This window comes from Methyloversatilis sp. RAC08, assembly GCF_001713355.1.
Taxonomy (GTDB): Bacteria; Pseudomonadota; Gammaproteobacteria; order Burkholderiales; family Rhodocyclaceae; genus Methyloversatilis.
In genome coordinates this window covers 669,813-688,047 of record NZ_CP016448.1, presented here as the reverse complement: position 1 = coordinate 688,047, position 18,235 = coordinate 669,813, and the positions used below count along the sequence as shown (strand labels likewise).

Sequence of the window (18,235 nt, the reverse complement as noted above, 5' to 3'; positions counted from 1 at the left end):
CGCCGGGCGCAGGGCTCTCTGCGCGCCTTTCAAACTTTCGGGGAGACCGCCGTGCTCCGCTTGCTCGACCATATCGAGGAGTGGCTGATCACGCTGCTGATTGGCGTCGCCACCATCGTCATTTTCGTTGCGGTTGTCCATCGCTACGCCAGCGGATACAGCATCCCCGGCCTGCAGGACTGGCTGCTTTCACTGAACCTCAGCTGGGCGCAGGAACTGTGCATCATCCTGTTCGTCTGGATGGCCAAGTTCGGCGCCGCCTACGGCGTACGCACCGGCATCCACGTCGGTGTCGATGTGCTGATCAACCAGCTGCAGCCTGCGCTGCGCAACAAGTTCGTCATTTTCGGGCTGGCGGCCGGCGCGCTGTTCACCGGCATCGTCTGCGTGCTGGGCAGCCACTTCGTGTGGGAGAACGGCGCCGCCTACGCCGTACGCAGCACGATCGGCCTGGACATCGGCGATCTGTATGAAGGACCGACCACGCCCGACCTGGAGTGGCCGACCTGGATGGTCTACATGGCGATCCCGCTCGGTTCCGGCCTGATGTGCTTCCGCTTCCTGCAGGTGATGACGACCTTCATCCGCACCGGTGAATTGCCGCATCACGATCATGCGCACGTCGAGGGCATGGACGAGGTCAAGCCCATCCTGGTGGGCGAGGCGGTCGAGAACGCTGAAGAAGCCGAACATGCGAAGGGAGGCCGCAAATGAGCGCCGCCATCATCTTCGTCATGCTGCTGGTGCTGATGCTGACCGGCATGCCGGTATCGATCTCGCTCGGTCTGACGGTACTGACCTTCCTGTTCACGATGACCGACGTGCCGGTCGAGTCGGTGGCGCTGAAGCTGTTCACGGGTATCGAGAAGTTCGAAATCATGGCGATTCCGTTCTTCATCCTGGCCGGCAACTTCCTGACCCATGGCGGCGTGGCGAAACGCATGATCAATTTCGCCACCTCGCTGGTCGGTCACTTTCACGGTGGTCTGGGCATGGGCGGCGTCGTGGCCTGCGGGCTGTTTGCCGCGGTGTCGGGTTCCAGCCCGGCGACCGTGGCGGCGATCGGTGCCATCCTGCTGCCGGCCATGGTGAAGCAGGGCTTCCCGATGAAGTTCGGCGCCGGCATCGTCGCCAGTTCGGGCGCGCTGGGCATCCTGATTCCGCCGTCGATCGTCATGGTGATGTACGCGGTATCGACCAATTCGTCGATCGGCGCGCTGTTCATGGCGGGCGTGATTCCAGGCGCGGTGCTGCTGTTCATGCTCGGCTTCACGACCTGGTGGTTCGCGAAGAAGAACAACTATCCGCGCATGGCGAAGGCACCGGTGGCCGACCGCATCAAGGCCTTCCGCGAGTCCTTCTGGGGCCTGATGCTGATCTTCGTCGTGATGGGCGGCATCTATACCGGCATCTTCACGCCGACCGAAGCGGCGGCGATGAGTGCGGTGTACGCCTTCATCGTGGCGGTATTCGTCTATCGCGATCTGCCGCTGAAGCGCATCCCCAAGGTGCTGCTCGACTCGGCCAACATGAGCGCGATGCTGCTCTACATCATCACCAACGCCATCCTGTTCTCCTTCCTGCTCACGTCGGAACAGATTCCGCAGGCGGTGGCGGCCTGGCTGGTGGACAGTGGTCTGGGTGCACTGGGCTTCCTGCTGGTGGTGAATATCCTGCTGCTGCTGGCCGGCAACATCATGGAGCCGTCGTCCATCATCCTGATCACCGCGCCCATCCTGTTTCCGGTGGCGATGGCGCTGGGCATCGACCCGGTGCACTTCGGCATCATCATCACGGTGAACATGGAGATCGGCATGATCACGCCGCCTGTGGGACTGAACCTGTATGTGGGCAGCGGCATCGCGAAACTCGGCATGACCGACATGACCAAGGCGGTCACGCCGTGGCTGATCACCATGCTCATCTTCCTGATGATCGTCACCTACTGGCCGTCGATGTCGCTGTGGCTGCCGCGCACGCTGGGCATGATGAGCTAGCAGGCATCGAGCTGTTCGATGCTGCGCCCTGAGAAAAATGCCGCACCACTCTGGTGCGGCATTTTGCTTTCTCATTATTGATTCAAGCCAGGCTCGCCACCGGTCGTTATCTGCTGAACGAGTCGGACGGCGCATCGCAAACGAAGTCAAAACTACACAAGCGTCGCTCCATTTCTGGCCATCAATCTTGCTTCCGAGGAGGAATACATGAGAAATCAGCTCAGCGTGCGAAAGGCGTTCATATTTCATTCATTGCTGGCGAGTGTCGTCAGCGTGACCACACTCGGCGTACAGCAAACCTTCTTTCCGGGCACGGCCGGCCTGCTGGCGGCAGGTGCGATCAGCTTCGCGGCAATCCTCGGCGTCGGTTTCTGGTTCGGCAACGGCTTCGGCCGGCGTGCCGAAATGGTCGTCAATGCGCTGCACAGCCTCGCCGAGGGGAAGCTTAACCACAAGCTCAGCCTGTCCGGCAAGGATGATTTCGCCTGGCTGGGCTATGAGTACAACCAGGCCTGCAAGTCCTTCCGCAAGCTGATCGAGAAGATGACGGTGCTGTCGTCGACGCTCACGCAGTCGGCCGAAGAACTGTCGCAACTGACCATCACGGCGAACCAGAATGGAACCAAGCAGGCGGACCGCATTCGCACGGTCGCCGAGGCGATGGAGGAAATGACGGCGTCGGCGCGTCAGGTCGCTGCCCTGTCGGCGGACATGGACAGCATCGTGCGCAGCACGGGTGACAGCACGCGCAGTGGCAAGACCGACCTCGAGCACTCGATGGACGGCGTCAGCCGCATCGCGGTCGAGATGGAAGAGTCGCTGACCGTGATCGAACGTCTGGTCAAGGATTCCGAAGAGATCGCCAAGATCAACGACGTGGTAAAAGAAATTTCGGACCAGACCAACCTGCTGGCACTGAACGCCGCGATCGAAGCCGCACGTGCCGGTGAACAGGGCCGTGGCTTCGCCGTGGTGGCCGACGAGGTGCGCAAGCTGGCACAGCGCACCCAGGGCTCGACTGCCGACATCGAACACATCGTCGCCAAGATCCGTCACGACGCGAAGGAAACGGTTGAGCGTGTCGGCCAGGCGAGCGAGCGGGTCAGCGGCGCGGTCAAGACCTCGCGCGGCGCGGTCGACACCTTCACCAACATCCTGCAGCGCATGGACGAACTGGTCAGCAAGTCCGGCGAAGTCGCACTGAGCATGCAGGAACAGGACACCACGGCGCACGCCATCCTGCGCAATGCGGGCGAACTGTCGGCGCTGTCGGAAGACAATGCACGCGGTGTGTCGATGACCGCCACGCAGGGCGAATCGCTGGCCGCGTCGGCACGCGAACTCGAAGGCAGCCTGCGTACCTTCCAGATCTGATCCGCTCCCGCCCGACACAAAGGCCCGCCGGCATGCACCGACGGGCCTTTTTGCTTGCCGCGGCCTCTTTGTCGGGGCCGCTCAGCGGCTACGCGAATCGACGTAGGTCTTGATGGCCCACACGGCTTCCTGCTTCAGGATGCCGTCCCATGCAGGCATGTGTTCCACACCCAGGATGTATTTGCCCTTCAGCACCGTGGTCACGAAATAGTGGTCCACGTCGGCCAGACAGCGCGCTTTCAACGCGGCGTCCTGCACCTTCCTGCAGTAGCGCTGCAGCCGGCGCAGCGGCGGAGCAGGGTGGCCCTTCGCATTCATTTCCGGGCCGTGGCACTTCGAACAGGTTTCGTTGTACAGCGTGCGCCCGACCGCGGCGATCGCCGCGTCATCGCGATAGGGATTGGCGTCGCGCCAGGCAGCGCCCAGCATGGGCAGGGACGATGTGTCGGTCAGCGGTGCCGCAGGCCGCTCGGCGAATGCGGGGTCCGCCAGCAGGAACAGCGCACTGGCGAGCAGCGGGGCGAGCAGTCGTTGTGTCATGTCGGATCTCGGCATCATTGATCGGGCTTACCAGTCGACCGGACAGCCGTCGCAGCCTTCGAAGCTCACGTCCAGGAATACGGCAAAGCGGGTGAAGCAGTTCTTCATGACGGCGTTGCGGAAGTCGGCTTCCTGGAACTTGGTTTCCTGCATGTTCACGTCGATCAGGCGCGCGCCATTCAGTCGCACATGGGTGGCGCGGGCGGCTTCCATGTTCGCCATCGACAGGTCGGCATTGCTGAGGTCGGCGCGGAACATGCGAGCGAATTCCAGATTCGTGGCGATGAGCCTGGCGCCACGCAGCGACGCGGCGGGAATGTTCGCCTTCTGCACATTTGCTGCGCTCAGATCGGCACCGTCCAGCATGGCGCCGGCCAGATTGGCGCTGCGCAGGTCGGCGCGGACCAGTCTTGCACCGGTCAGGTCGGCACCCGCAAGATCGCGCAGCGACAGGTCGGCGTGACTGAGATCAACGCCGGGACAGCGGGTGTAGGGCCAGATGGGGCAGCCATTGATGACCAGCACTTCTTCGTGCGCCTCCTCGACGGAAGAAGCATCGACGGCATGGGCCGGGGCAGTCAGGCGTCCAAGCAGCACACAGAAGGCGACGATGCGCGAAAGCTTCATGGGCAGATCCGAAAAATGACCTGATCGCCACGGCCTCCGGGCGCGGGAAGTGGCACCCGTATGCTTCCGACGGGTAGGCGAGCGGAGGAGTGGCCGCTGTCTTCCCCCGGCTCGGGCGTGTCGACCAGGAATAAAGGAGCGGACCGCCGACCGAGGCGGCCCGCCTGAGGAGGAAACGTCGGGGTACATGGGCCCCGCTGAATCAGCGCTTCGGCAGCTTGAAGGCCCAGAATGAGCCGCCCTGATTCACCTGTTTGGTCAGCTCCGCCATGTCACCCCCCCACAGCGGCACGGCGCCGCCGTAACCGGAGGCGATACCGACGTACTGTTCGCCGTCCTGTTCCCACGTGATGGGTACCGATACGACGCCGGAACCGGTCTGGAATTTCCACATTTCCTTGCCGGTCTTTGCGTCGAAGGCCTTCACATAGCCGTCGGACGTACCCGTGAACAAAAGGCCGCCGGCGGTGGTCAGCGTACCGGCCCACAGCGGGAACTGCTCCTTGTGTTCCCAGGCGATCTTGCCGGTCTTCGGATCGATCGCGCGCAGGATGCCCACATGGTCGTCGAACAGCTTCTTGATGCGGAAGCCCTGGCCGAGGTAGGCCGCACCCGCCTTGTAGGTGACGTTTTCCGCCCAGTAGTCCATCGCCCAGTGGTTGCCTGGAATGTAGAACAACTCGGTCGCAGGGCTGTAGGACATGGGCATCCAGTTGGTGCCGCCGAGGAAGGGCGGTGACACGAAAATGCTTTCGCCCTTTTCTTCACCGGCCTTCGGCTTCGGCGGGTACTGGCTTTCGACCACATTGGGCATGCCGGTCTTCAGGTCGAATCCCTTGGTCCAGGTGATGCCATCTACGAACGGCCAGGCGCCGATCAGCGCCGTCTGCTTCCACGGGTAGCCGGCACCGGTCGCGAGCTTTTCGCGGTCGGTCACGAAGAAGTAGCCGTTGCGGTCGGCGTGTGCCGATGCCTTGATCTGCTTGCCGGTCTTCGGATCCTTGTATTCGAACAGCAGCACGGAATTGTTGCCGGAGAAGTCCCAGGCATCATTCGGCGTGTGCGAGAAGAAGCCCTTCAGCTCGCCGCTCGAGGCATCGACATAGGCCTGACCGGACGTGAACAGGCTGGGCCACTTGCTCGGGCTGTCGCCTTCCTTGGTGCGCTTCCAGGTGTTCCACGGCGCCGGGTTGCCGGTACCGATCACGACCATGTTCTGCTCGACGTCGAACGAGGCGGTCTGCCAGGGGGCACCGCCGCCATGACTCCAGGCTTCGACCTTGCCGGTCGGCGAGCTCGGGTCATCCGGCCAGCTCGGCGCCTTGGCGTCGCCGGTCGGTGTGCTGTCCTTGCCGTTGAGCCGGCCCATGTGGCCTTCGACCATGGGGCGCGCCCAGATTTCTTCGCCGGTGTCGACATCGCGTGCGAACAGATAGCCGATCACGCCGAATTCGTCACCCGACGAGCCGTGCACCAGCATGACGCGGCCGCTCTTCTGGTCCTTCACGACAAACGGTGCGCCGGTCATCGTGTAGCCGATCTTGTGGTCACCCCACTTCTTCGACCAGACGACCTTGCCGGTATCCTTGTTCAGCGCGACCATGCCGGCGTCCAGCGTGCCGAAGTACACCTTGTCGCCGTAGATGGCGGCGCCCCGGTTGACCACGTCGCAGCAGGGGCGGATATCGTCGGGCAGGCGGTGCTCGTAGGTCCACAGCCGCTTGCCGGTTCTGGCTTCGACGGCATACATGCGCGAGTACGAAGCGGTGATGTAGATGACGCCGTCGTGCACCAGCGCCTGCCCCTGCTGGCCGCGCTGCTTTTCGCCACCGAAGGAATAGGACCAGGCGGGGGAGAGCGCCGATACGGTTTTCGTATTGATCTGCTTGAGCGGGCTGTGACGCTGGGCCTTCATGCCCAGGCCGTAGGTCAGCACGTCGCCGGTTGTCTTGTCGTCATTGACGATGTCTTCCCAGCTCACCGTCTTCGCGGCGTGGGCCGGGCTGGCCAGCAGCGCGCCGAGCGCGATGCAAAGTGCCGGGTTCTTCAGTGAAAACGTTTTCATCCTGACTCCTCTTTCAGTGTGATGTGTCGTGTCGGCATCGCTGCTCGCCATGGCATCCGGGTGACGGGCTGCGACACGCACTGCAGCGTAGGCAGGCAGGCCGCAAGCTGTTGGTAGAAAATGCCCGCTGAAGCAGGGAGTCGGTCCCGGTGTTGCCGGGTGTTCCACGGTTGAACACCTTGATGTCGCGCCCTGAGACAGCCGCATGGCGTTAAGCTCGCGCTTCGCCTACCGGTGGCCGCAGCGTCGGACAACAAGCGCAGCCGATGGCCCTCGTCTTGCTTCGTGGAGCGGGACAGTGCAGTGATCCAAAGATCGATAACGAGGAGTAGATCCCGATGAAGCAGTTACTGATGGCCCTCTGGCTGGCGCTGGGGCTTGGCGCAGCCGCGGGCGCAGCCGACCCCCTCGGGTCGTCGCGCTGGCCCGACCTGCAGCGCGAATACGCCGGCGACGCGCCGGTTACCTTCGATTCCCGTGTCGAGGTACTGGCGCCCAAGGTGGCCGAGGATTCGATGAACGTGCCGGTCACGATCAAGTTCCGGGACCTGCCCGATGTGAAGCGCGTGCTGGTGGTCGCGGACTTCAACCCCATCGTCAAGGTGCTGGACTATCAGCCGCTGCTGGCGCAACCCGGGTTGTCCTTCCGCATCAAGCTGCAGCAGGCCAGTCCGATCCGCGCGCTGGTGCAGACCGGTGACGGAAAATGGTATGCGGGCGGCGTGTGGGTCGATGCTGCGGGTGGCGGCTGCACGGCGCCCAGCACGGGTCGCAGCGCGCCTGACTGGGCCAGCACGCTGAACCAGGTGCAGGCGCGCGTATTCCACGACGGGCAGAACCAGCGTGTGCGGCTGCGCATCATGCATCCGATGGATACCGGCCTCGCGCCGGGCATTCCGGCCTTCTACATAGAGCAACTGGCGGTCGAGGACGCCAGTGGCGAGGCGATGCTGCGTATGGAAACCTTCGAGCCGCTGAGCGAAAACCCGGTGTTTTCGTTTGATCTGCCCGATACAGGCAAGGCGGCGCTGCGTGTGGTCGGCCGCGACAACAACGGCAACCGCATCGACGCGATGGTGCAGCCATGATCCGGCGGTTCCTGCTCGCACTCGTGCTGGCCGGTGGAACGTTGCTGGCGCAGGCGGCCGACAAGACGGGCTCCGACCGTTTCGACTACGGCCTCGTGCCGCAGAAGATCGCCGACAACAGCTGGGTTTTCGTCGGTCGGACCGAAGACATCACTCGGGAGAACGGCGGCAACATCGTCAATACTGCTTTTGTCGTGACGGCCGAGGGCGTTGTGGTGATCGACACCGGTCCGTCGCGTCGCTACGGCGAACAGATGCGGGCGGCCATCGCCCGCGTGACCGACCGTCCGGTCATCCGCGTGTTCAACACCCACCAGCACCCCGACCATTTCCTCGGCAATCAGGTGTTTGCCGGCATACCCACTGCAGCGTTGCCGGCTGCGCAGGCGGGCATGCGGGAGCAGGGCGGGGCGTTCGCCGACAACATGTACCGCATGGCCGGTGACTGGCTGGCCGGCACCGAGGTCACGGTAGCGGATCAGGCTGCGCAGGCGGGCCGGCTGACGATAGGCGGCCACGAATTCGAGCTGATCGCGCTGGAAGGTCATACCGGCGGCGATCTGGCGATTTTTGACCGCACCACCGGCGTGCTGTACGCCGGTGACCTGATCTTCCTCGACCGGGCACCGACCACGCCGCACGCCTCGCTCACCCACTGGCGCGCCGCGCTCGACACGCTGGCCGCACTCCCGGTGAAGCGCACGCTGCCGGGTCATGGCCCGGTGCATGACGACCGACGTGGCGTCCTGCAGACACGCGACTGGCTCGACTGGCTCGACGACACGCTGAATCGCGCTGCGGCGAGCGGCATGGACATGGCCGAAGTGATGGTGCTGCCACTGCCTGAACGTTTCGCGCAGATGCCACTTGCGCGCAGCGAGTTCGAACGGTCGGTCACGCATCTGTATAGCCGCTATGAACAGCAGACGCTGAACACTGCTGCGCCGTCCCGATTGAAACAAAAATGAACACCTGACCTGTTTCGCGCCGTTCGCAAGGCGGCGCGACCGTATTTCCCCCTCGTTTGTACTTGGCCCGCTTCTTGCGACCGCTTCTTGCCGATCAAGGGAAAGCATCCCGGCAATCAAGAGACAAACTCACCACTGAGGAGGAAGTATGAAAGGTTTGCGTACCACGACGCTGTCCGGCGTCCTGCTGTCTGCATTCGCTGCGCTGGCTGCACCGCAGGTCATGGCCGGCGTCACCGACAAGGACATCGAAGCCGACGGCAAAACCACGACCAGCGTCCTGTCGTGGGGCATGGGCACGGAAGGCCAGCGCTACAGCCCGCTCGACAAGATCAACGTCGGCAACGTCAAGAACCTGGTTCCGGCCTGGTCCTTCTCCTTCGGTGGGGAAAAGCAGCGCGGTCAGGAATCGCAGCCGCTTATCGTCGACGGCAAAATGTTCGTGACCGGTTCGTACTCGCGCCTGTACGCGCTGGACGCCAAGACCGGCGCCAAGCTGTGGCAGTACGAACATCGCCTGCCGGACGGCATCATGCCGTGTTGCGACGTGGTGAATCGCGGTGCAGCGGTGTACGACAATCTGGTCATTTTCAGCACGCTGGACGCGCAGCTCGTTGCGCTTGACCAGAACACCGGCAAGGTCGTGTGGAAGGAAAAGATCGACGACTATCAGGCCGGCTACTCGAGTACGGCTGCTCCGATCATTGCCAAGGGCCTGCTGCTGACGGGCATGTCCGGCGGTGAATTCGGCGTCGTCGGCCGCGTGGAAGCTCGCGATCCGAAGACCGGCAAGATGGTGTGGTCGCGCCCGACCGTAGAAGGTCACATGGGCTACAAGTACGACGCGGCAGGCAAGAAGATCGAAAACGGTATCAGCGGAACGACCAACGCAACCTGGCCTGGTGACCTTTGGAAGACCGGCGGTGCCTCGACCTGGATGGGCGGCAGCTACGATGCCAGGACGGGTCTGGCCTACTTCGGGACCGGCAATCCGGCACCGTGGAACAGCCATCTGCGCCCCGGCGACAATCTTTATTCGTGTTCGACGGTTGCGATTGATGTGGCTACCGGACAGATCAAATGGCACTTCCAGAATACGCCCAACGACGGCTGGGACTACGACGGTTCGAACGAATTCGTCACCTTCGACATGGGCGGCAAGCGCATGGGCGGCAAGGCTGACCGCAATGGCTTCTTCTACGTGCTGGACGCCAACACCGGCAAGTTCGAGCGCGGCTTCCCGTTCGTGAACAAGATCACCTGGGCCAAGGGTCTTGACGCCAACGGCAGGCCGATCTTCGATCCGGCCAACCGCCCCGGCGACCCGGCCAAGGGCGCCGACGGCAAGAAGGGCGAATCCGTTTTCTCGGCACCTTCCTTCCTCGGCGGCAAGAACCAGATGCCGATGGCCTATAGCCCGGATACCGGTCTGTTCTACGTGCCGGCCAACGAGTGGGGCATGGAAATCTGGAACGAACCGATCACCTACAAGAAGGGTGCGGCCTATCTGGGTGCCGGCTTCACGATCAAGACCATCGAGGACAAGTACATCGGCGCACTGCGCGCCGTGGATCCGAAGACCGGCAAGATCGTGTGGGAAGTCACCAACAACGCGCCGCTGTGGGGCGGTGCGATGACCACCAAGGGCGGCCTGGTGTTCTGGGGTACCCCGGAAGGCTTCCTGAAGGCGGCCGATGCAAAGACGGGCAAGGAAGTGTGGTCCTTCCAGACCGGAACCGGCATCGTCGCTCCCCCGATCACGTGGGAACAGGACGGCGAGCAGTACGTTGCGGTCGCTACCGGCTGGGGCGGCGCCGTGCCGCTGTGGGGTGGCGACGTCGCCAAGAAGGTGAACTACCTGAATCAGGGTGGTTCGATGTGGGTGTTCAAGCTGCACAAGTAATTCGCAGAATGGACCAATGCAGGCACGACGCTTGCATTGGTTCCTGTGCCGTGTCTGTTTCAGTGTTTTCAGGCACGGCAGCTCTTCAGCAGGACATGGCTCTTCAGCCGGCTCGCAAGGCCGGCTTTTTTTGCCCGTCTTTACCAGCCTGACCCGCCGATCAACCTTCCTTGAGCTTGCGGTAGAGGGTGGTGCGGCTGATGCCGAGTTCGCGTGCCGTCGCCGCGACGTTGCCGTCGTTGCGCGACAGCGATTCGCGGATTGCGCGCAGTGTCAGGCTGTCCAGATCGCATGCTGCCACGATGCCGACCGTGCCTTCGGGTGCCAGCGCACTGTCTGCAGGCTGATGATCCATCTCGTCGATGAAGTCGTCCGGCAGATGAGGCCGGCCGATCACGCCATCATCCGCCGCCATGACCCCTGCCGTGCGCAGCAGGTTGGCCAGTTGGCGCATGTTGCCCGGCCACGGATGGCGTTCGAACAGTTCAAGCACCTCGTCGTCGATGCTCAGGCCGCGCGGAATCGACGATTCGCTGTCGAGAATGCGCTGCACCAGCGCGCGCAGGTCACTGCGTTCGCGCAGCGGCGGCAACATGACGGTCAGACCGTTGAGCCGGTAGTAAAGGTCAGCGCGGAACATGCCCTGGGCGACCAGATCGCGCAGCTTGCGGTGGGTGGCGCAGATGATGGACAGGTCGACCGGTGTGGCGCGGCCACTGCCCAGCGGCACCACATTGCGTTCCTGCAGCACACGCAGCAGGCGCGCCTGCAGCGCGAGTGGCATGTCGCCGATTTCGTCCAGGAACAATGTGCCACCATCGGCCTGCATGATGCGTCCGGCGTAGCCCTTGCGCCGGGCGCCGGTGAACGCACCGTCTTCGTAGCCGAACAGTTCCGATTCGATCAGTCCATCCGGAATCGCCGCGCAATTGACCGCCACGAAGTTGTGGTCGCGGCGCGGGCCTTCGTCGTGGATGGCGCGCGCCAGCAGTTCCTTGCCGGTACCGGTCTCGCCCTGGATCAGCACCGGAATGTCACGGCCGAGCACACGCTTCACCTTGTCGACGACGGCGTTCATCTGCGCGTCACCGGTGCTCAGTCGCTCCAGGCCGCGATCGGCGTCGGCTGGCGGCCGCGGCGAAGTCCCTGCCGATGCGTCAGGGCGCGAAACATCCATGCTGAACACACGAGCCGGCGGGCGTGCCAGCACGCCCGGCCGCGGCCGGCCGAAAAGTGTTCGGCCACCGAACAGGCGCAGTTCGATGATGTCCGTGCCGCGCATCAGCGGGTCGTACAGCGCGCTCAGCGATTTGTCGAACATCGACGAAAAGCTGTGGTTCATCAGTTCGGCATGGCTGCGGCCGATCAGCCGGCAGGCGCTGCGGTTGGCTGACAGCACGCGGCCTTCCTGGTCGAACGCAAGCAGCGCCTCGAATACGGTGCCGATCAGTTCGTGCTGGACATGGCACTGCAGCAGAAAGCCTTCCGGAAAGGCGTGCGCAAACAGCTGGTTTTCGATCGTCTGAACAGCCAGATTGATCAGCGCCAGACTGTGATGAGACGGCGTACGCGAATCGCCGGTCACGTCGAGCACGCCCAGCATGCGGCTGCACGGATCGAAGATCGGCGACGCCGAGCAGCTCAGGAAGTGGTTGGCGGAAAAGAAGTGCTGCGAGCCATGCACCGATACCGGCGCCTGTTCGACCAGCGCAGTGCCGATGGCGTTGGTGCCCTTGCTTTCTTCCGACCACTCGACGCCGGGCGACAGCGCTACTTTCGACGCGCGGTCCAGAAAGCTCTGGTCACCGACCGAATGGATGATGAAGCCGGAGGCATTGGTCAGCACGATCATGCTGCCGGAGCGGGCGATCTGCGCGTACAGGCCGTTCATGACCGGTGCTGCGTGCTTGAGCAGGGATTCGTTGCGCTCACGCTCGGTCAGCAGGACGTCGCGGCGCGCACGCTCCACTTCCTTGCTGCAACTGTCGGCGTCGAGGCCGCGGCTGATGCAGCGACTCCACGACGTTTCGATCAGGGTAGGCAGCACACCAGCGGGCACTTCGCCCGCGCTGCGCATGATTTCGTGGGCCTGCGCACTGCGCACGCCTTCAGGCGTTGTCAAATCCATGCTCTCCTCCGAACCTTGAACCACGCGCGATGGCCGGTGATGCCGGCTCTGGCATGTGACGCGACGGGCAACGGATAGTGCCCTGCAAGCTGTTCATCCAAGATAGTAAGGCCTGAGCCGCCGCCGCACCTAGGGTCTGTTCGCATTTGATTCGTGAGTTACGCTGCCAGGGGCAAGCCGCAGGGTACGCAGTGCGTCTTGCTTCGCGATGCGCTGGCCGTACGCGTGATGTACGAATCAAATGCGAACAGACCCAGTGCGTACGCGCACCCATACTCCTGGGGCATCATGGTGACCGGCTGTATGCGCACCTGCCGCGCCACGCGTTGACTTCGGTGCGGCACGAGGAGGATATCGCCGCTCGGCAAGTACTCGAGTTTAACGTGGCACGCATCCTGCTCACTCGCTCGGGTCGCATATTGTGTTGCAGTAACGGATATTTACGGAGGAGTGATGAAAGCAGGTAACCGGATTTTGAAGGCAACGCTGGCCTGTACCGCGTTGATCACGTTGGGCGCGGCGACCACCATGCGCGTCGAGGCACACGGTGACGTGGTGCCGCAGTCGGTCGACGTCAGCGCGCTGAAGCCGCTCGGCGCGGAGTGGATGAAGGAAAACCCCTATCGGGGCGACAAGGAAGCCATCCGCATCGGTACCTCGGCCTACAACCAGAACTGCGCGCGTTGCCACGGACTGGAAGCCATCAGCGGCGGTATCGCACCGGATCTGCGGATGCTGCCGCTCGATGCCGAAAGCGACGACTACTACATCAATACGGTCCGCCGCGGACGCGTGCGCAACGGCGCCGTCTATATGCCGCCGTTCGAAGGCACGATGGCGCAGGAAGCCATGTGGGCCATCCGCAGCTATCTGGATACACGCTACGAACCATAGGCGCCAACGCAGCGCTTTCTGCGCCGCAACTGTCCAGTTGTCCAGAATCTGGACAACTGGACGCCTTGAACGCACCCGCCGCACTCAATCCCCACGCTGACCCACCGAAAGGCCTCCCGCGGGGAAAATCCGGGCGCTAAAATATGAAGCGGTTTTCATAGCCGGCGCACCCGTGCGTCGAACCACACAAAGATTCGCCCAGAATGTGGAGGAGCGACTGAACATGCAGAAATCACTACATATTGACCCGTTGAAATGCACCAGCTGCCTGCAGTGCGAAATGGCCTGTTCGTTCGAGAACTACGGGGTCTTCAACAACTCGCTGTCGCGCATCAAGGTGTTCGAGTTTCACCACACCGGCGCCAAGGTGCCCTACACCTGTACGCAGTGCGATGAAGCCTGGTGCATGCACGCCTGTCCGGTCGAGGCGATCAAGCTCGACAAGACCAATGGCGCCAAGGTCGTGCTCGAAGATGTCTGTGTAGGTTGCAAGGTATGCACGATTGCCTGTCCGTTCGGCACCGTGAATTACGTCGCAGAGACTGGCAAAGTGCAGAAGTGCGACCTGTGCGGTGGTGACCCGGCCTGTGCCGAAGCCTGTCCGACCGGTGCCATCACGTATGTCGATGCCAACTGGACAGGACTTGAGCGCATGCGCCAGTGGGCCGACAAGCTCGGCAACCCGTCTGCCTGACCACCGAAAGGGATACTGACATGGCATGGACACGTAAGATTCTCCGCGTAAATCTCACCGACCGCACCTGTACGAGCGAGCCGCTCAACATGGAGTGGGCACACGACTATCTCGGTCAGCGCGGTCTGGCGACGAAGTACCTGGCGTCGGAAATCGATCCGAAGGTCGATCCGCTGTCGCCGGACAACAAGATCATCTGGGCGACCGGCCCGCTGACCGGCACGATGGCATCCACCGGTGGCCGCTATTCGGTGGTCACCAAGGGCCCGCTGACCGGTGCCATTGCCTGTTCGAACTCCGGCGGCTACTTCGGCGCCGAATTGAAGTTCGCCGGCTGGGACATGGTCATCATCGAGGGCCGGGCGTCGAGCCCGGTCTATCTGTCGATCGAGAACGACAAGGTCGAACTGCGCGATGCCGCCCATCTGTGGGGCAAGACCGTGTGGGAAACCGAAGGCCAGATCAAGTCGGAACATCAGGACCCGCAGATCCGCGTGTCGTGCATCGGCCGCACCGGCGAGAACGGCGTGCTGTACGCCGCCATCGTCAATGACCTGCACCGCGCCGCCGGACGTTCCGGTGTCGGTGCCGTCGCCGGCTCGAAGAACCTGAAGGCGATCGCGGTACGCGGTACGCTCGGCGTCGGCAATATCGCCAACCCGAAGGAATTCATGAAGGTCACCTTCGAGAAGAAGAAGATCCTCAAGGAGAACGCGGTCACCGGTCAGGGTCTGCCGACCTACGGCACGCAGGTGCTGATGAACGTGATCAACGAAATCGGCGCGATGCCGACGCGCAACCACAAGGATGTGCAGTTCGAAGGCGCCCGCAAGATTTCGGCCGAAGCGATGCACGAGCCGCGCGAAAGCGACGGCAAGGCGCAACTGGTGAACAATCAGGCCTGTTTCGGCTGCACCATCGCCTGCGGTCGCATCTCGAAGATCGATGCCACGCATTACACCGTGGTCAACAGCCCGAAGTACTGGGGTGCATCCGGCGGTCTGGAATACGAAGCCGCCTGGGCACTCGGCTGTGCCAACGGCGTCGATGACCTCGATGCGCTGCAGTACGCGACCATGCTGTGCAACGAAGACGGCTTCGACCCGATCTCGTTCGGCGCCACCATCGGTGCAGTGATGGAGCTGTACGAAATGGGCGTGCTGACGAAGGAAGAAATCGGGATCGAAGCGCCTTTCGGCTCAGGCAAGGCATTGACCTATCTGACCGAAATCACTGCGCGTGGCGAAGGCTTCGGCAAGATCATCGGTCTCGGCTCGAAGCGCCTGTGCGAGAAGTACGGTCATCCGGAACTGTCGATGTCGGTCAAGGGCCAGGAGTTTCCGGCCTACGACGCGCGCGCGGTGCAGGGCATGGGCCTGACCTACGCGACCTCGAACCGCGGTGCCTGCCACCTGCGTTCGTACACGATTTCGTCCGAAGTGCTGGGCATTCCGGTCAAGACCGACCCGCTGACGACCGAAGGCAAGCCGGCGCTGGTCAAGGCTTTCCAGGACGCCACCGCGGTGGTCGATTCGACCGGTCTGTGCGTGTTCACGACCTTTGCGTGGGCGTTGTCGGACATCCAGCCGCAGTTGCAGGCGGCGTGCGAGGGCGACTGGTCGATGGAAAAGCTGGACCTGATGGGCGAGCGCATCTGGAATATGGAGCGTCAGTTCAACAACGCGGCCGGTTTCACGCGCAAGGACGACGATCTGCCGGCCCGTCTGAAGACGGAAGCGGCCAAGGTCGGTCCGGCCAAGGGCCTGGTGTCGGGCATCGACAAGATGATTCCCGAGTACTACGACCTGCGCGGCTGGGACACGGAAGGTCGTCCGACCGCGGAAACAGTCGCCCGCCTGGGTCTGTGATCGGGTTTTATCCCTGACCTCGCCGCGCCCTTCGGGGCGCGGCGCATTTCGACAGGAACAAACATGAAACACGTGATCATCGGCAACGGCCCGGCCGGAGTGGTGGCCGCCGAGGCCTTGCGCCGCGCGGATGCCTCGGCCGACATCGTCATGATCGGCGATGAGCCGGAGCGGCCGTATTCGCGCATGGCCATTCCCTATCTGCTGGTCGGCAACATCGAAGAGAAGGGCACCTGGCTGCGCAAGACCGACGGCCACTTCGAGTCGCTGCGCATTCGGGAAGTGCTCGGGCGCGCGAAGTCCGTCGACACCACCGTCCGCACCGTCCATCTCGAAGACGGCACGGCGCTGCCGTACGACAGGCTGCTGATCTGCACCGGCTCACATCCACTGCGCCTGCCGGTACCGGGCATCGATTCGCCCAATGTACACAGCTGCTGGACGCTCGAAGACGCGCGCCACATCGCCGCCAAGGCAAAGAAGGGCGCCCGCGTTCTGCAGATCGGCGCCGGCTTCATCGGCTGCATCATCATGGAAGCGCTCGCCTCGCGCGGCGTGAAGCTCGACATCGTCGAAATGGGCGACCGCATGGTGCCGCGCATGATGACGTCCAAAGCGGGCAGCATGATCGCGCGCTGGGTCGAACAGAAGGGTGTGACCGTCCACACGAAGGCGCGAGTCACGGCGATCCGTCAGGACGGCGATGCCCTGGTTGCCACGCTCGGGGACGGCAAGGAAGTGGTGGCCGATCTGATCATCGCGGCCGCCGGCGTCAAGCCAAACATCGCCTTTCTCGAAGGCAGCGGCATCGCATGCGCGACCGGCATCCTGGTCGACGAACGCTGCGAAACCAATGTGCCGGGCGTGTTCGCGGCGGGTGACGTGGCCGAAGCGATCGATTTCTCGACCGGCGAACGCCTGGTCAACGCCATCCAGCCGAATGCGGTCGATCAGGGCCGTGTCGCCGCCATGAACATGGCCGGCCGCAGCTCGCGTTCGCAGGGCACCATGGCGATCAACGTACTCGACACGCTGGGCCTCATTTCCGCGTCCTTTGGCCAGTGGTGGGGCGCCGACGGTGGCGATGCGGTCGAAATGATCGACGACAAGCGCTTCCGCTACATCAGCCTGCAGTTCAAGGAAGATGTGCTGGTCGGTGCAACCTCGATCGGCCTGACCGACCATGTGGGTGTGCTGCGCGGCCTGATACAGACGCGCACACCGCTGGGCACGTGGAAGGAGCGCCTGATGCAGGATCCGCTGCGTGTCATGGAGGCCTATCTGTCGAGCGCGCAGGCGCAGAGCGCTGCGCCGATCGCCGGGGCTGCGCACTGACGATGCGGGTGACGCTGAAGCTGTATGCCTCGCTGTCGGATCATCTGCCGGATGAGGCGAAGCGGACCAACGAGTGGCCGATGGAAGTCGCCGACGGCACCACCGTCGGCGACCTGATCGATCGCCATCAGTTGCCCAAGCGTCTGGTGCATCTGGTGCTGGTGAATGGTCACTACATTCCGCCAGCCAGCCGTGACGCGCATCCGCTGGTCGAAAACGACGTGCTGGCAATCTGGCCACCGGTGGCCGGCGGGTGAGCATGGCGTTTCCGCTGAAGCCGGCCGAACTTGAATCGGGGCGCGTCGAGCGCGTCATGAGCATCGGTCGCGCCGAATTCTTCGACATGCTGCCCGGCGCGGTCGGCCTGCCGCTGGTGCATCGTGGCGAGCAGGTCAGCGGCAAGACCTGGCAGCTGATCGCCGAGGAACTTCCTGCGCTGAACATCGGCCTGCTGAGTCTTCCCAGACTGCGCGTGCAGATCGACTTTCCATCCCGTGACGGCGCCGTGATGCAGGATTTCATGGCGCGCTTCGACCGCCACTTCCAGCGCGGCGGCGGCTAATTTGCCGCCGGTGTCGCCCAAGCCGGGCGGCTCGGGTTATCATTCGGCGTGGCGGGTCTCCCCGCATCGTGGCGCGGTGAATCTGGTCAGGTCCGGAAGGAAGCAGCCACAGCTGCTCACCATGAGTGCCGGGGGTCAGGCTCGCCACCCCTCCCTTTTTTTGCTGGATCCGTCTCACGGGTTTCCACCCTT

16 protein-coding genes and 1 other RNA gene are annotated in these 18,235 nt (G+C 63.3%); 13 read left to right on the top strand and 4 right to left on the bottom strand.

From position 1 onward, the window contains the following. The first annotated feature begins 51 nt into the window (after nucleotides 1-51). From BSY238_RS03100 to BSY238_RS03090, 3 genes are all read left to right on the top strand, one after another. The gene (locus BSY238_RS03100; protein ID WP_069037858.1) at nucleotides 52-714 is read left to right on the top strand and encodes a TRAP transporter small permease; all 663 of its coding nucleotides are present in this window, start codon (nucleotides 52-54) and stop codon (nucleotides 712-714) included. Beyond that, nucleotides 711-1,997, top strand: a complete 1,287-nt coding sequence (locus tag BSY238_RS03095; protein ID WP_069037857.1) for a TRAP transporter large permease — start codon at nucleotides 711-713, stop codon at nucleotides 1,995-1,997. Before BSY238_RS03100 ends, BSY238_RS03095 begins: the two co-directional genes overlap by 4 nt. Before the next feature lie 207 nt (nucleotides 1,998-2,204). Then, complete coding sequence (locus BSY238_RS03090) at nucleotides 2,205-3,371, top strand: methyl-accepting chemotaxis protein (RefSeq protein ID WP_069037856.1); 1,167 nt, start codon at nucleotides 2,205-2,207, stop codon at nucleotides 3,369-3,371. 81 nt (nucleotides 3,372-3,452) lie between these two features. Here BSY238_RS03090 and BSY238_RS03085 read toward each other — a convergent pair whose 3' ends face one another. The 3 genes from BSY238_RS03085 to BSY238_RS03075 form a co-directional block, all read right to left on the bottom strand. Continuing rightward, on the bottom strand, nucleotides 3,453-3,911 hold the full coding sequence (locus BSY238_RS03085; protein WP_083223899.1) for a c-type cytochrome: 459 nt from the start codon (nucleotides 3,909-3,911) through the stop codon (nucleotides 3,453-3,455). Nucleotides 3,912-3,938: 27 nt separating this feature from the next. Next, on the bottom strand, nucleotides 3,939-4,538 hold the full coding sequence (locus BSY238_RS03080) for a pentapeptide repeat-containing protein (protein ID WP_069037854.1): 600 nt from the start codon (nucleotides 4,536-4,538) through the stop codon (nucleotides 3,939-3,941). Between the two features lie 202 nt (nucleotides 4,539-4,740). Continuing rightward, nucleotides 4,741-6,603, bottom strand: a complete 1,863-nt coding sequence (locus tag BSY238_RS03075) for a methanol/ethanol family PQQ-dependent dehydrogenase (protein ID WP_069037853.1) — start codon at nucleotides 6,601-6,603, stop codon at nucleotides 4,741-4,743. 338 nt (nucleotides 6,604-6,941) lie between these two features. Between BSY238_RS03075 and BSY238_RS03070 the strand changes: the two genes are divergently transcribed. The 3 genes from BSY238_RS03070 to BSY238_RS03060 all read left to right on the top strand — a co-directional run bounded on the left by BSY238_RS03070 (nucleotide 6,942) and on the right by BSY238_RS03060 (nucleotide 10,562). After that, nucleotides 6,942-7,691, top strand: a complete 750-nt coding sequence (locus tag BSY238_RS03070) for a quinoprotein dehydrogenase-associated SoxYZ-like carrier (protein ID WP_069037852.1) — start codon at nucleotides 6,942-6,944, stop codon at nucleotides 7,689-7,691. Next, the gene (locus tag BSY238_RS03065) at nucleotides 7,688-8,659 is read left to right on the top strand and encodes a quinoprotein relay system zinc metallohydrolase 1 (protein WP_069037851.1); all 972 of its coding nucleotides are present in this window, start codon (nucleotides 7,688-7,690) and stop codon (nucleotides 8,657-8,659) included. Before BSY238_RS03070 ends, BSY238_RS03065 begins: the two co-directional genes overlap by 4 nt. Nucleotides 8,660-8,807: 148 nt before the next feature. Further along, nucleotides 8,808-10,562 carry a PQQ-dependent methanol/ethanol family dehydrogenase gene (locus tag BSY238_RS03060; protein ID WP_069037850.1) on the top strand — a complete coding sequence of 585 codons (1,755 nt, stop codon included), beginning with the start codon at nucleotides 8,808-8,810 and terminating at the stop codon, nucleotides 10,560-10,562. Between the two features lie 160 nt (nucleotides 10,563-10,722). On the opposite strand, the gene BSY238_RS03055 is transcribed toward BSY238_RS03060, so the two are convergent. Then, nucleotides 10,723-12,690, bottom strand: coding sequence for a sigma-54-dependent Fis family transcriptional regulator (locus BSY238_RS03055; RefSeq protein ID WP_069037849.1), 1,968 nt, complete (start codon nucleotides 12,688-12,690; stop codon nucleotides 10,723-10,725). Between the two features lie 453 nt (nucleotides 12,691-13,143). Between BSY238_RS03055 and pedF the strand changes: the two genes are divergently transcribed. The 7 genes from pedF (at nucleotide 13,144) to ffs (ending at nucleotide 18,192) form a co-directional block, all read left to right on the top strand. Further along, a complete protein-coding gene (gene pedF, locus BSY238_RS03050) occupies nucleotides 13,144-13,584 on the top strand; it encodes a cytochrome c-550 PedF (RefSeq protein WP_069037848.1) in 441 nt (146 codons plus the stop codon). Between the two features lie 223 nt (nucleotides 13,585-13,807). Further along, nucleotides 13,808-14,278 (top strand): 4Fe-4S dicluster domain-containing protein, encoded by a 471-nt coding sequence (locus BSY238_RS03045; RefSeq protein WP_069037847.1) that lies wholly within the window; start codon nucleotides 13,808-13,810, stop codon nucleotides 14,276-14,278. Nucleotides 14,279-14,298: 20 nt separating this feature from the next. Further along, nucleotides 14,299-16,146: an aldehyde ferredoxin oxidoreductase family protein gene (locus BSY238_RS03040; RefSeq protein WP_069037846.1), complete on the top strand. Its 1,848-nt coding sequence runs from the start codon at nucleotides 14,299-14,301 to the stop codon at nucleotides 16,144-16,146. A gap of 63 nt (nucleotides 16,147-16,209) precedes the next feature. Then, nucleotides 16,210-17,481, top strand: coding sequence for an NAD(P)/FAD-dependent oxidoreductase (locus BSY238_RS03035; protein WP_069037845.1), 1,272 nt, complete (start codon nucleotides 16,210-16,212; stop codon nucleotides 17,479-17,481). A gap of 2 nt (nucleotides 17,482-17,483) precedes the next feature. Beyond that, nucleotides 17,484-17,738, top strand: coding sequence for a sulfur carrier protein ThiS (gene thiS / locus BSY238_RS03030; RefSeq protein ID WP_069037844.1), 255 nt, complete (start codon nucleotides 17,484-17,486; stop codon nucleotides 17,736-17,738). Nucleotides 17,739-17,740: 2 nt separating this feature from the next. After that, on the top strand, nucleotides 17,741-18,043 hold the full coding sequence (locus BSY238_RS03025) for a hypothetical protein (protein WP_223300251.1): 303 nt from the start codon (nucleotides 17,741-17,743) through the stop codon (nucleotides 18,041-18,043). 50 nt (nucleotides 18,044-18,093) lie between these two features. Beyond that, an RNA gene (gene ffs / locus BSY238_RS03020) (signal recognition particle sRNA small type) lies at nucleotides 18,094-18,192 on the top strand. Nucleotides 18,193-18,235: the final 43 nt, after the last annotated feature.

What these genes read in the sequence shown, in the direction of transcription:
- BSY238_RS03040 (WP_069037846.1), top strand. Translation starts at nt 14,299, where the DNA reads ATGGCATGGACACGTAAGATTCTCCGCGTAAATCTCACCGACCGCACC.
- BSY238_RS03075 (WP_069037853.1), bottom strand. Translation starts at nt 6,603, where the DNA reads ATGAAAACGTTTTCACTGAAGAACCCGGCACTTTGCATCGCGCTCGGC.
- BSY238_RS03060 (WP_069037850.1), top strand. Translation starts at nt 8,808, where the DNA reads ATGAAAGGTTTGCGTACCACGACGCTGTCCGGCGTCCTGCTGTCTGCA.
- pedF (WP_069037848.1), top strand. Translation starts at nt 13,144, where the DNA reads ATGAAAGCAGGTAACCGGATTTTGAAGGCAACGCTGGCCTGTACCGCG.
- thiS (WP_069037844.1), top strand. Translation starts at nt 17,484, where the DNA reads ATGCGGGTGACGCTGAAGCTGTATGCCTCGCTGTCGGATCATCTGCCG.
- BSY238_RS03035 (WP_069037845.1), top strand. Translation starts at nt 16,210, where the DNA reads ATGAAACACGTGATCATCGGCAACGGCCCGGCCGGAGTGGTGGCCGCC.
- BSY238_RS03095 (WP_069037857.1), top strand. Translation starts at nt 711, where the DNA reads ATGAGCGCCGCCATCATCTTCGTCATGCTGCTGGTGCTGATGCTGACC.
- BSY238_RS03045 (WP_069037847.1), top strand. Translation starts at nt 13,808, where the DNA reads ATGCAGAAATCACTACATATTGACCCGTTGAAATGCACCAGCTGCCTG.
- BSY238_RS03025 (WP_223300251.1), top strand. Translation starts at nt 17,741, where the DNA reads ATGGCGTTTCCGCTGAAGCCGGCCGAACTTGAATCGGGGCGCGTCGAG.
- BSY238_RS03080 (WP_069037854.1), bottom strand. Translation starts at nt 4,538, where the DNA reads ATGAAGCTTTCGCGCATCGTCGCCTTCTGTGTGCTGCTTGGACGCCTG.
- BSY238_RS03065 (WP_069037851.1), top strand. Translation starts at nt 7,688, where the DNA reads ATGATCCGGCGGTTCCTGCTCGCACTCGTGCTGGCCGGTGGAACGTTG.
- BSY238_RS03070 (WP_069037852.1), top strand. Translation starts at nt 6,942, where the DNA reads ATGAAGCAGTTACTGATGGCCCTCTGGCTGGCGCTGGGGCTTGGCGCA.
- BSY238_RS03090 (WP_069037856.1), top strand. Translation starts at nt 2,205, where the DNA reads ATGAGAAATCAGCTCAGCGTGCGAAAGGCGTTCATATTTCATTCATTG.
- BSY238_RS03085 (WP_083223899.1), bottom strand. Translation starts at nt 3,911, where the DNA reads ATGACACAACGACTGCTCGCCCCGCTGCTCGCCAGTGCGCTGTTCCTG.
- BSY238_RS03055 (WP_069037849.1), bottom strand. Translation starts at nt 12,690, where the DNA reads ATGGATTTGACAACGCCTGAAGGCGTGCGCAGTGCGCAGGCCCACGAA.